We start from the raw sequence: 12182 nt of genomic DNA, 5'->3' as shown, positions 1-12182 counted from the left end.
CCATGAAACTGAAACTAGACTTCGACGATCTCGCAGATGATTTCTTCGACAATACCCGCTTACTGGGCATTGTGGCATCTGTAAAGAACTACCAGTTCTGCTGGCAGCTCAATCAATTGCTGCGTTACGATTTCCGGATCAACAACGAGATCGAGATTCAACTCTACAAGAAATCCCGGAACTATTATTTCTCTATCTTCGAATACCGTGAGCCCACCACCTCACTGGTGCATTATCTCTATCATAACCAGTACGATGGCGAATACCTGCTGCCGGAATTCAAACATCTTGATTTCCTCTGGCTCCTCAAAGGAGATATCGTGGCCGAAGATTTTATGCAACAACTGGTAACCGGCATCCGTTCCCTCTCGCCCGTGCAACTGGTAACGGAATTGACCAATGAAAAGATCAAAAACAAAGGTCACCTGATTTTTTAGTCTTTTAAACCAAATCATTATGTGGCAGGAAAAGAACAATCAACTCTATCGCCAGTTCGAGTTCCGTAATTTCTCTGAAGCATTTGCCTTCATGACGCGCGTGGCCATCGAAGCGGAAAAAATGAACCATCATCCACTCTGGACCAACGTTTACAACAAAGTGGAGATCTGGCTCTCCACACATGATGCAGGCGATATCATCACGGAAAAAGACAGGAAACTGGCGCAGAAGATCGATGCATTTGCGCCCGCATCCTGATGCATTCCTTCAACAAATTGCACGCAGTCCCAAACACGGCGAAAGTCATATCTATTAAAACCCCGTTAAATAAACCCCGCGCCAGCACTGCTTAACAGGCCGATGCCGAATTATTGTGTACCTTAATCAACAACGTTCGCATGATGAAATACACTATTTACACTTCCATACTCGCACTCCTCATCATTTCCGCCACAGCCTGCAACGACAATGCAGACAAACAGACCCAGCCCGATGATGAAACAGAAACAACAGACAGCATTGTTACTACAGGTCCGGATACCACACTCACTGCTGAAACAATCCAGCGCTTCCAGACCGCCGGCTTCACAGACTACGCCAAAACCAAAATCCCCAACTTCGACTGGAGTCGTTTCAAATATAAGAGCAGCTACGAACAGGATTCCCTGCTCACGCAGGATTTCAAACCTACTAAGACCTATTTCTCCTCCTACGGAACATTCCTCAAATACTCACCCGACAGTACCCGCTTCATCGACCTCGACAGCTACAATATCGATATCCGCAAAGACTCGCGCGGCAAGCTCATCGGCACAGCCGGAGGTCCTGATACCGAAGTAAGTCTCATCGATCCCAAATCCGGTAAAAGCAAACGCCTCCTTTTCATGGGCCCAGGCGGCTCCGTTGAAGATGCCTTCTGGACCAGCAACAATGAACTGGTGATCGTCGGCACACAGGAAAACGAAGAGAATGGCGGCAAAAAAGTAACCGTCTGGAAGATCAGTCTCAATGACAACATGTATGATCTTTACGAACTGGACGATGCACAAGCTGCTGACAAACTCGCCGGTCAATGGAGAAAGGAGAGATTGAAGGGCGTGGTGTTGAAGTAGGCTGCACCTTTTTTCTGAAAAACTTTTTCTTTGGTGGTATCAAAGGGATGGATGTAATTCAGGCTGCGAAATACACCGGCGCGGGAGGATATTTTTCTGCTTTTTATGGTTTGATGGACTGTGGAATGCTGGTGGGCTTTTTCGCTTGTATTTGCGAGGCCTGAATTACATCCATCCCTTTGATAGAGCACGCTGAATGGGTAAAGTTTTTCTTTGGGATGCGTGCATTACTTCCAACCACGCTGGTGGAGGAGGATGGGGAACAGGTGCGTCAGCACAAGTAATGGCAGGCAGTGGTATTATGATTGGGCAGTCTTTATCATCTGCTTTATTCTTTTTTGATGGGAGTAGCCTGAAAGCATTATTGGTGCTGCATTTGCGAGATAAGTTAAAGAATACATTTTCATTACCTATTCTATTTAACATGTTGCTATTCTTTGTTGCAATACAAAATTGACCTTACATTTTCTTACTCTCTTATTACAACCTGATTGATTACACAACTATTTTCTTACTGCAATTAATTGGAGTGATGCACTTTTCCCCCTTTTTTTTCTAAATGCATGAACCTCCTCCATGCGCGGGGAAGAAAGGAGTATCCAAAGTTTTTTTAGCCCGAATGGAAAAGATGCTTCTTCAATTTTATAAGAACTATTGATTCATCGGCCGAAGCTGTTGAACGTTGATTGTGCACGGGGCCGGGGAAGGGATATAAGATGCCGGCCTTCGAAACATAAGCGAAGAAGCCCGTCCCGGCACCACAGCCCCATCCCTCCAACCCAAAGCCCAAACATATCCTCCTGCGTTAGTTCGTTTCGTCAGCCGGCATCTTATATCCCTTCTCCGGCCCACAGCATATAAAACAAAAAAGCCGGCTGGGAACCCCCAACCGGCTTACAATAAATTAAGAATTGCATTATCCATTCATGCTCGCCAAAAACTCCTGATTATCCTTGGTTCCGCGCATTCTTCTGAGGAGTTCATGCATCGCCTCCTCCGTGTTCATATCGGTGAGGTACACACGAAGAAGGTTCATGCGTTGAAGCACTTCCTTTTCGAGGAGGAGATCATCACGGCGGGTGGATGATGCAACCAGGTCGATGGCAGGGAAGATACGGCGGTTTGCCAGGCGGCGATCGAGCTGAAGCTCCATGTTACCGGTACCTTTGAACTCTTCGAAGATCACCTCGTCCATTTTGGATCCGGTATCGATGAGTGCAGTGGCCAGGATGGTGAGTGATCCGCCATTCTCGATCTTACGTGCAGCACCGAAGAACTGTTTCGGTTTCTGCATGGCGTTAGCTTCCACACCACCGGAAAGTACTTTACCGGAAGCAGGAGCAACAGTATTGTGGGCACGGGCAAGACGAGTGATGGAATCCAGGAGGATGATCACATCATGTCCGCACTCTACCAGTCTTTTTGCTTTTTGAAGCGCGATAGTGGAAACCTTTACATGTTTCTCAGCAGGTTCGTCGAAAGTAGAAGCGATCACTTCTGCTCTTACGCTGCGTTCCATATCGGTCACCTCCTCAGGGCGCTCATCCACGAGTACTACCATCAGGTAACATTCAGGGTGATTGGCTGCGATGGCATTGGCTATTTCTTTCAGCAGAACAGTTTTACCTGTTTTAGGCTGGGCTACGATCAAACCACGTTGTCCTTTTCCGATAGGGGTGAAAAGGTCAATGATACGAGTGCTATAGCTGTTGGGAGTAGTGAAGATATTGAGTTTTTCGTAGGGGAAGAGTGGCGTGAGGTAATCGAAAGGAACACGGTCCCGCACATCTTCCGGTTGTTTGCCGTTGATAGTCTCTACTTTCAACAGTGCGAAATATTTTTCACCTTCTTTCGGAGGGCGAACAGCTCCATACACAGTATCGCCGGTTTTAAGACCGAAGAGTTTGATCTGTGAAGGAGAAACATAAATATCATCGGGAGAAGAGAGGTAGTTATAGTCTGAAGAGCGGAGGAAACCATAACCATCAGGCATCATTTCGAGAACGCCTTCGCCGAGGATCACACCGTCAAACTCAATGTTGAAGGCTGTTTCGCGACGATTTTGATAAGGTTTATGCTGGTTGTCGCCATTAGGTCCCTGGTGGTGAACTACATCAGTATGCATTTCACCTGGTTGTTCAATGGCTACATCTTCTTCTTCCATCTCATCGGGAATATTAGCATCGAGGTCGAGCGACATCGGTTGTTCTTCAACCGGCTGCGCATCTTTCTTGCCACGGCCTTTCTTTGCCACGGGAGCGGGAGCCGCTGCTGCTGCTGCTTTCTCCACTGATTTCTCCATTGCTTTCTTCTTCGCTACAGGCGCTTTGCTGGCAGGAGTTTCCCTGGATTCTTTTTTCTTTTCTTCACCACCGCTCATTACATCAGCTTCTTCTGTGCTGTTGGCGGTAGTTGCTTTGATAACACGTTTGCGTTTGCCTTTTTCTTCTGCGTTGTTGCCCTTATTAGCGCTGGCCAGGACGGCCTGTTTGTCGAGGATCTTGTAGATCAGTTCTTGCTTGTCGAGCTTTTTAGCGTTGGAGATTTTTAACTGCTCTGCTATATCCAGCAGCTCAGGAACGAGCATGTCGTTCAGTTGCAGAATGTCATACATAAAAATCTTGAGTGTTTAACACTTGATCAGAAAACCAATCTTTGTGTGTTGAAAAAACGATTTGAAATGAGTTATTATATTGAACGGAATCAGAAAAACTGACGAGTTGAGAGAAATCAGGGGCGACTTATCAGCCTTATTCCGGCACAATAATACGTCAAATTTGCAAAAAGCAAAAATTTTTGACTGCCTGCAAACGCTTTTTCCCGCTGGCTATTCTCAATGCCGGAAAATGGTTTTCAGTCCGCTGAAACCCTGACAATCCGGGCATTACAAGGCTTTCAGGCCGATACATGTTTACCCTTACCTGTTAGGTTCCGACCACTTCATTTACCGATCCATTAACAACTGACCTGTTGTCACCTTGTTCAGTCCTTTTCAACTTTTGCAGGTTTCCGCAATAGCTGTTCTTTGCACATTGATTGTAACAGGTTCCGGGATCACCTAAACTGTGGCTGTTGCTTTGTAGTAGAGGGTTTGCGTTGGATAAGCAAAGTTCACTTTCGTTTCCCTGAATTTGGTCAGTATGTCGAATAACACTGCCTGTCTCGTATCCATGTACTCGTTGTAATCAGTGGTAAGGATCAGGTACACCACTTCAAAATTGATACTGCTGTCTGCCAATGCAGCCATATGTGCGCGATCGAATCTCGTTTTCGGTTTGCTTTCGATGATCTGCCTGATCATTCCGGGAATTTCCTGCAACACATCCACCGGCGTATCGTAAGTAACACCGATCTTCAACACTTCCCTTCGCTGTTGCAGGCTTTTGAAATTAGACAGCGCCTGTTTGGTCAGATCAGAGTTGGTAACAACCAGTTGCTCTCCGCCCAAACTGCGGATACGCGTGGTTTTGATACCGATGTATTCGATATTTCCTGCCTTATCGCCCCACACCACATAATCGCCGATCTCGAAAGGCTTATCGAAGAAGATCACGAAATAACCAAACAGATCTCCCAGGATAGTTTGAGCAGCCAATGCAATGGCTATGCCACCTACACCCAGGCCGGCAATCATGGTAGTGACATTATACCCCAGGTTGTCTATGAGAAATACAATGGCCACTGCCCATATGATCACTTTCAATACCAGCAGTGCTCCACGCATTTGCTTCATCCGGTATTCAGTCTCATTGCGTTTGCGCATGATGCCGGTGAGCATGAGCGTTAGCACATGGTTCACGATCCTCACAAAGAAGTAGGTGGTCACAACGGCCATGGCTACGTGAAGAACACGTTCCCATTTAGGGCTCCAGTGCAGTTGCTGCAGGATCTGGTAATTCACGAAAATATAGATCCATGGCAGCACAAACCGCTGAATGGTACTGAAGATCACATCGTCGTACCTGCTCTCGGTTTTGGTAGTGTAATCAAGGATCTTTTTCAGCACTTTGCCTTTCAGCAAACGGATGATCAGCCAGGCAAGGATAATGCCGCCGGCAGCAATGGTATAAGCTAATATTGTATTACCCCAGAACTGGTATTGCCAGAATGATTCCATCTGAATAAGCTTTTATTGTTAAAAAGATAGACGGACGGGTTGGGGGAGCAATACAAACTTACGCAAATGAACTGCCAGTTTTTACCAGGAGTGTATCGTCAGTTTTCCATCACCATAAAAAGGCAGCACATTGGCTACATCTGGCGTAAGGCAGTAACGGATATCCTTTTCCAGGCCAAATCCTGTGAGGCGTTGGTAATGCGACGCGTTCTTCTCATGCATGAAACCGTACAGATCATCTTTGGCGGCATCATAAAGGGTAGCAGCCAATTTGGATGAATCGCAGTTGATGGAAAAATGTTCCTGTACACGGTTGATCACTGCACCCGCAAAGAGCGTGTCTTCCAGGTTCACTTTGTCTTTCCATGCCGCACAACCGAGAATCACATTTTGTTTGGAAGCCAACAGGTAATCGCAAACGGAACTGAGGTTGGGGAAGGATCCGGTGATCACTTCGCCTGCTCCTCTTTCCAGCGCCATATGCAATAACTTGGTGCCATTGGTGGTGGTCAGCACCAGCGTTTTTCCTTTGATGAAAGACTCAGGGTATTCGAAAGGGGAGTTGCCATATTGAAGGCCCTCGGCAATCTGCCCATCACGTTCTCCGGCAGTAATGGAGTCGATATTCTTTCCAAGCTCGATGCATCTTGCCACGCTGTCTACAGGTATCACGCAACGGGCGCCGTTGTAAAGCGCAGTAGCGATGGTAGACGTGGCCCTCAATACATCGATGATCACCACCACAGTATTGTTCAGGTCATGTAAATGCAAAAGAGCCGGGGAAAGGGAAGTATACAAAGAGGGTTTTACTTGAGACATGCCGATGGCTGAGATTTAATTAATGGACGGAAATTTGCTGCAATTTTACGCGTTGTGTGTCATTAGAACAAATTTCCATTTGTCGCTCTCCGCATACTGCCTGATCTGGTCATTGCGCAGCACCAGTAATTTTTCGAAATATTTCCTGAGAAACAATTTGTTGGCGATGGAACCGATAAATCCGTAAGGGGCTTCAAAGCTGAATACATCGATCATGAGGGTGCCATTCTCGATCTGCTTGAAATAGTGCTCATGTTTCATGGACTTGAGATCGCCTTTTTCCATTTCATCGATGAAGGAGAAGGGGCGTTTCATGGCCGTGACAGCTACTTTCATGTAGCGTGTTTTCCTGAAGTGGCGGGCCTTCCAGGTTACAGACTCGTGCAGCTCCATGAGCCCGGCTCTTACACCGGCAACAGCATCTTCGCCGGTATGGCTCATGCTCTTCTTATGAAAATCAATACTGCGGCTCAGGTCGAACACACGTTCTGCCGGAGCCGCAATAAATGTTGTTAGATGGATAATGGGCATAGGTCATTGTTTGCTGCCGGAGTCCGGGGGTGAATTACCAGCAAGAAATGAGCCAATGCTTTAAGCGAATGGGAATTTAACCACTTTCGCCTGGAGCAACTTATCTCTTACTTTGATGTAGATGATGGAGTCCAGTACAGCCAGTTCGGTTTTCACATAGCCCATGCCGATGGCTTTACCGAGGCTGGGTGATTGCGTTCCGGAAGTTACCTTGCCGATCACGTTGCCGTCTTTATCGGCGATCTCGTAATCATGGCGGGGAATGCCTCTGTCGATCATTTCAAATCCTACCAGCTTGCGTTCAACGCCGTTGTTCTTTTGTTGCTCGAAGATGGCCCTTGAAGGGAAGTCCTTGGTGAATTTAGTGATCCAGCCAAGACCAGCTTCCAATGGAGATGTGTTATCATCGATATCATTTCCGTACAGGCAGAATCCCATTTCGAGGCGGAGGGTATCGCGTGCACCAAGACCGATGGGTTTCATCCCCTGCGGACCGCCTGCAGCAAAGATGGCGTCCCAGATCTTGTCGGCATTGCCGTCTTTATCTTCAAAATAAATCTCTACACCACCAGCGCCGGTATAGCCAGTTGCGCTGACCAGTACATTTTCCACGCCGGCAAAAGTTCCTTTTGCGAAAGTGTAATACTTGAGATTGAGAATGTCCAGGTCTGTAAGGGTCTGAAGGATCTTTGTGGCATTGGGCCCCTGGATTGCCAGCAGACATGTTTTGTCAGACACATTGTGCATCTCAACGCCTTTGGTGTTGAAGCTGCTGATGCGGTCCCAGTCTTTTTCGATATTGGATGCATTCACCACCAGCATGTACACTTTATTCTCTTCGATGCAGTAAACGAGGAGGTCATCCACGAGACCGCCATTGTTATTGGGCAGTGAGCTGTACTGTGCTTTTCCGTTAGTGAGCTTGGATGCATCGTTGGTAGTGACGCGCTGGATCAGGTCCAGGGCATTTTCTCCTTTCAGAATGAACTCGCCCATATGGCTTACATCAAATACGCCGGCATTGTTGCGCACGGTTGCGTGTTCATCGTTGATACCAGAATAAGAGATCGGCATGTTGTAACCAGCGAACTCAGCCATTTTAGCTCCCAGCGCTATGTGCTTGTTCGTAAAAGGAGTATTCTTCATATAGCTTTTTTAGAGCTGCAAAATTACAGGTTGCCCATAAGGCGACCAATAAAAAGAAATTGTGAACAGACTTAACGGAAAGCAGGCGACACGCAGAATGCATGACTGGATCCGCAGATGAGGAAAACCTTTTCGTTTTTTGCTGTCAGTTCCTTTACAATGCCCACCAGGTGCCGGTTCCGGAGATCGTTGGATGCCGCCATCATGGAAGAAAGATAACCAGGCAACTCCTTTTCATCAGACACATCCCTCCAGTCGGGTCCCTGGGGAAAATATTTTTTCCAGGCAAGATCTACATCAGCGGCATTTTTGAAACCGGCTTCTTGTCCAACGTACGCAGCCCGTTTCAGGAAAGGTTGAATATAGTTCTCAGGAGAAGCAGGCTTTCCGAACCGGAGATTACTGAAATAAGGATTCAATATCTGTCCGAGTGCAATCTGTTCTTTGGAAAAGGAATCCTGGAGCGCAACAGCCAGCGATTCTTTGGATAGGTCCCATGTGTAAACCGGTACTCCATCTTTGCTGGCGAGCTTTTTCACATAACCTCCTTCTCCGAGTTGTTTTACCGGGTCCATCAAATAAGGGATCAGGAAACCGAGCCTTCCTTCCACCAGCGCCATTGTTGGTTTCAGTCTGTTCCATTTCTGATGGACCAGGCGCAGATCAGGATTTTTAGGGTCCCTCGTATGTGGCGCTCCCACAATCACAAAGTTCTCTCCTTCCACAACAAAAGGTCGGGGATGATTGGCATATGCGCTGTAATCGCGGAATGGAACAATGCTGTCTTTTGAATTGTATGCTTTTTCCAGTTTGTAATATTTGGGGCTCTTCCAGGCAACCAGGTAAATGGTGCCGAGCAGGGATAAGATGATAGCGATCATCCAAAGTCCGATTCTCAAAGTTTTATTCTTCATATGAAAATTTTTAAGGAGTTAGAGGTGCATGCTTTTGATCCGGCCGTTACGGCAGGGCATAAAAAAGGGGCCCTGCCACATCTGGCGACGGACCCCGTTGTTCCAACTTCAACCTATTTTTAGCAACGGTCCTGCAAGGGTGTGTGCGGGGAAATGCAGTCCTGTTGTGGCTTTCTGATCAGATTGCTACTTTCTTTGCTGTGCTGTCGGTTTTCTCTTTTCTTTCTTCACGTCCTTTGTAGCGGTAGTCATTATTGGGATTGTGATCTTCTTTTTGATTCGAATCGTTGGTGTTGATCTCTGCATTGATCTCAGTATCGCCGTCTTTGATCTTCAATTTGAAATTTCCTTTCTTCAGTTCCCCTTCACTCATATCTTCCACTTTTCTAGGGCCGTCATCCTTCGTCATTACATATTCTTTGCCGTATTCAAGCCAGTGCCATTCGCGGTCCAGATCTGAATCATAACGATCACGGCGGTTCACCTGGATATCGAAGTGTTCATATCTGTCCAGGCTACGGTCTAATGTTACGCGTTTGCCAACAGGTACTTCAAGAATCAGCAATACACCCTGGCTGCGCCATTTTTCGTCACGACTGATAAGAAAGCCTTCAGGCAGGTAAAGTGTATTGTTCTCAACTACTGGTGTAAAATTGATCTGGCCGGCGAGGTTCCTTGCAACTTCGGGTGTACGTCCACGTGACATCTTCACCAGCTTTGCATGGTAGGTGGAATCCGGGCTTTTCACCACTTTCACTCTTACCATGCTGATGAGGAGTGTATCCGGACTAACTGCGTAGAAAGGCCAGTCTTCATCTGCATCGAAACCGAACCAATCACTGGAGTATAAACGTTTGTCCTGTTTGATGTCTACCAGCAGTCTGCCGTTTGTATTGGTGAGAGTCCTTGCATCTTCATATACTTTTTCGTGCGATCTGAAATTGCGGGCGATCAGTCCACTCAGAACGATCACACAGATCAGTCCGATGGTCCAGAGCGTTCCGAATGCAAACCCGATGTATTTGTTCTTTTTCACGCCAGCGATGTTGCGGATCAGCCAGGTAAGTACAGCAACGATAGGAATGCCAAGGAAAAGGATGAGCGAAAGCCAGGCCAGTACTTCCTGTTTGAATCCTTCGAGGATGAAGGCTTTCAGCGGGAAGATATTGAAGCCACCAAAGAGCACCCACATCACTGCAATGAAGAGAGCCACAGCAATACCGCCGGCAATCAGCATGAAGAGCGCTTTGAAGATCACACCGATGGCGTGTCCCAGACCGGAGCCCTGTACTCTTGAGCTTGCTTCTCCTGTATATGTTTTGAATTGTTCACCTGCTTCTTTTCCGAACTCCTGGGCTTTGCTTCCGAATTGCTGGGCAGATTGTTTCACTTCCTGTCCCCACTTTTCAGCTTTCTGCTGAAAGCCCTTGAGATCTTCCTTTACTGTATCGGCAATGGAATTGATGTCTACTCTTTCACCTTTTGCTTCCAGTTTCTCGGAAGCTGTAACGGCCACCGGTACTGCAATCCAGAGGATCACGTACGTGATGAAGAGGGTCCAGCCGAGAGAGCCTGTGATGAATTTAGGTCCCCAGAAGCCCCAATCGTTCCAGAAGAAATCAAAAGGGCCGGATACCAGCGCCAGGATCAGCGGGAGGGCGAATATCAGGCGGGGGATCCAGGTGTCGATATGGAAGTAGGCAGCCAAACCACCTGCCACACCGGCAATCACTTTATCGTCACTGCTTCTGTAAAGACGTTTGGTGATATTGGTCTGTACTGATTTTCCGGGAACCACGATCCAGAGGATGATGTACACCCAGAACAATGGCGCCATCAGTATAACGAAGATGATACGGAGGATCACAGGGTCGATGCCGAGATAGTTGGCAAGACCGGAACAAACGCCACCGAGGATCTTATCATCAGTATTGCGGTAGAGACGGCCACGGCCGGTAGCATACTGCTGTGAGCCGGCACTCTGGGTGGATTGCTGTTGCTGTGATTGCTTTGACTCTTCGCCGGTTGTTTCCTGGGTAGTGCTGCCTCCATCGTCCTCAAAATCTTCGGGACGGCCAATGCTGGCGCTTACTTCATTCACATCCTGATCGGTAATGCAAACAGCGCCTTTCTTCAGTCTTTCGGAGAACAGTTCAGCGATGCGGCTTTCAATATCATTGATAATTTCATCACGTCCTTCCTCCCGGGCGAAGTAGCTGCGCAAACTATCAATGTATTGCTTCAGCAGATCGAAGGCAGTTTCCTCGATGGGGATCACCCTGCCCTGGAAATTTATGTTGATGACCTTTTTCATTGTTCAGCTATTTGACGGTTGAAGTGTTAGTTGGAAGTGTTGGGATCAGGTTCAATGGCGTTGGCTCCTGCGGATGAAGTAAGAGAATCCTTTTTGCTGGCCAGTGTGTTTACGGCATTGGCCAGTTCATTCCAGGTGGCTTGCAGTTCCATATAAAACTCATCGCCTTTTGGAGTGAGAGAAAAATATTTGCGCGGAGGGCCCGAGTTGCTTTCCACCCAGCGATAGGTGAGCATGTCTGCATTTTTCAAACGGGTTAGCAGGGGGTACAGGGTTCCTTCAAGGATCTGCAGGTTGGCGCCCCGCATCTCGTCTACAATATCACTGGGGTAAGCTTCACCCCGTCTGATAATGGAGAGAATGCAGAACTCCAAAATCCCTTTGCGCATCTGGCTCTGTGTATTCTCGATATTCATACTTGATCGTTTTTGCCCCGAAGGGCTGGCTATACTTAAATGCTTTATCTGTAAAGAGCAAAAGTAACGGGAGTAATCTCATCTTCCCAGCCAGAAGACCTTTCTATGGCTGAAACTGTTTTAATGTCCTTTTCTGCCGGTTCGTTCTCTTCGATAACTTCTTCGGTTGCGGCGGCGGGGCCGGAGATTGTTTGCTGATCATCCATGCCGGCGGTCAGCAGAGAAGTCAATAATAAAACAACCAGTGCAACTTTTACTAACATATGCTTGGGAATGGTCAATATTTGGTGAGATCGATCATTCACAACACAAACATACGTCGAATTTTAGTACTATGCAACACATAGTACTAACTTTTTACAGGTAATTTTCATA

At 47.2% G+C, this 12182-nt stretch carries 14 protein-coding genes; 5 read left to right on the top strand and 9 right to left on the bottom strand.

Translation table 11 applies throughout. The features are described from left to right. Positions 1-2 precede the first annotated feature (2 nt). The 5 genes from FSB84_RS07010 to FSB84_RS06990 all read left to right on the top strand — a co-directional run bounded on the left by FSB84_RS07010 (position 3) and on the right by FSB84_RS06990 (position 2007). Positions 3-437 (top strand): IPExxxVDY family protein, encoded by a 435-nt coding sequence (locus FSB84_RS07010; RefSeq protein WP_192909902.1) that lies wholly within the window; start codon positions 3-5, stop codon positions 435-437. 16 nt (positions 438-453) lie between these two features. After that, positions 454-696 (top strand): 4a-hydroxytetrahydrobiopterin dehydratase, encoded by a 243-nt coding sequence (locus FSB84_RS07005; RefSeq protein WP_262713808.1) that lies wholly within the window; start codon positions 454-456, stop codon positions 694-696. A gap of 140 nt (positions 697-836) precedes the next feature. Beyond that, positions 837-1550, top strand: coding sequence for a hypothetical protein (locus FSB84_RS07000; protein ID WP_130542240.1), 714 nt, complete (start codon positions 837-839; stop codon positions 1548-1550). Beyond that, positions 1511-1714, top strand: a complete 204-nt coding sequence (locus FSB84_RS06995; protein WP_130542241.1) for a hypothetical protein — start codon at positions 1511-1513, stop codon at positions 1712-1714. Before FSB84_RS07000 ends, FSB84_RS06995 begins: the two co-directional genes overlap by 40 nt. Before the next feature lie 32 nt (positions 1715-1746). Continuing rightward, positions 1747-2007, top strand: coding sequence for a hypothetical protein (locus tag FSB84_RS06990; RefSeq protein WP_130542242.1), 261 nt, complete (start codon positions 1747-1749; stop codon positions 2005-2007). A gap of 459 nt (positions 2008-2466) precedes the next feature. Here FSB84_RS06990 and rho read toward each other — a convergent pair whose 3' ends face one another. The 9 genes from rho to FSB84_RS06945 all read right to left on the bottom strand — a co-directional run bounded on the left by rho (position 2467) and on the right by FSB84_RS06945 (position 12070). Then, positions 2467-4164 carry a transcription termination factor Rho gene (gene rho / locus FSB84_RS06985; RefSeq protein ID WP_130542243.1) on the bottom strand — a complete coding sequence of 566 codons (1698 nt, stop codon included), beginning with the start codon at positions 4162-4164 and terminating at the stop codon, positions 2467-2469. Between the two features lie 444 nt (positions 4165-4608). Further along, entirely contained in the window at positions 4609-5667 is a 1059-nt protein-coding gene (locus FSB84_RS06980; RefSeq protein WP_130542244.1) for a mechanosensitive ion channel family protein, read from the bottom strand. 81 nt (positions 5668-5748) lie between these two features. Beyond that, the gene (locus FSB84_RS06975; protein WP_130542245.1) at positions 5749-6486 is read right to left on the bottom strand and encodes a 2-phosphosulfolactate phosphatase; all 738 of its coding nucleotides are present in this window, start codon (positions 6484-6486) and stop codon (positions 5749-5751) included. Positions 6487-6531: 45 nt separating this feature from the next. Further along, the gene (locus FSB84_RS06970; protein ID WP_130542246.1) at positions 6532-7017 is read right to left on the bottom strand and encodes an SRPBCC family protein; all 486 of its coding nucleotides are present in this window, start codon (positions 7015-7017) and stop codon (positions 6532-6534) included. A 60-nt stretch (positions 7018-7077) separates the two neighbouring features. Beyond that, a complete protein-coding gene (gcvT, locus tag FSB84_RS06965) occupies positions 7078-8163 on the bottom strand; it encodes a glycine cleavage system aminomethyltransferase GcvT (RefSeq protein WP_130542247.1) in 1086 nt (361 codons plus the stop codon). A gap of 71 nt (positions 8164-8234) precedes the next feature. Then, positions 8235-9077 carry a hypothetical protein gene (locus FSB84_RS06960; RefSeq protein WP_130542248.1) on the bottom strand — a complete coding sequence of 281 codons (843 nt, stop codon included), beginning with the start codon at positions 9075-9077 and terminating at the stop codon, positions 8235-8237. A 178-nt stretch (positions 9078-9255) separates the two neighbouring features. Then, a complete protein-coding gene (locus FSB84_RS06955) occupies positions 9256-11391 on the bottom strand; it encodes a PspC domain-containing protein (protein ID WP_130542249.1) in 2136 nt (711 codons plus the stop codon). A 26-nt stretch (positions 11392-11417) separates the two neighbouring features. Further along, positions 11418-11807 carry a PadR family transcriptional regulator gene (locus tag FSB84_RS06950; RefSeq protein ID WP_130542250.1) on the bottom strand — a complete coding sequence of 130 codons (390 nt, stop codon included), beginning with the start codon at positions 11805-11807 and terminating at the stop codon, positions 11418-11420. Positions 11808-11851: 44 nt separating this feature from the next. Then, on the bottom strand, positions 11852-12070 hold the full coding sequence (locus FSB84_RS06945; RefSeq protein ID WP_130542251.1) for a hypothetical protein: 219 nt from the start codon (positions 12068-12070) through the stop codon (positions 11852-11854). Positions 12071-12182 lie beyond the last annotated feature (112 nt).

The organism is Pseudobacter ginsenosidimutans (assembly GCF_007970185.1).
GTDB classification, from domain to species: Bacteria; Bacteroidota; Bacteroidia; order Chitinophagales; family Chitinophagaceae; genus Pseudobacter; species Pseudobacter ginsenosidimutans.
This window is presented reverse-complemented; position numbering and strand designations above follow the sequence as displayed.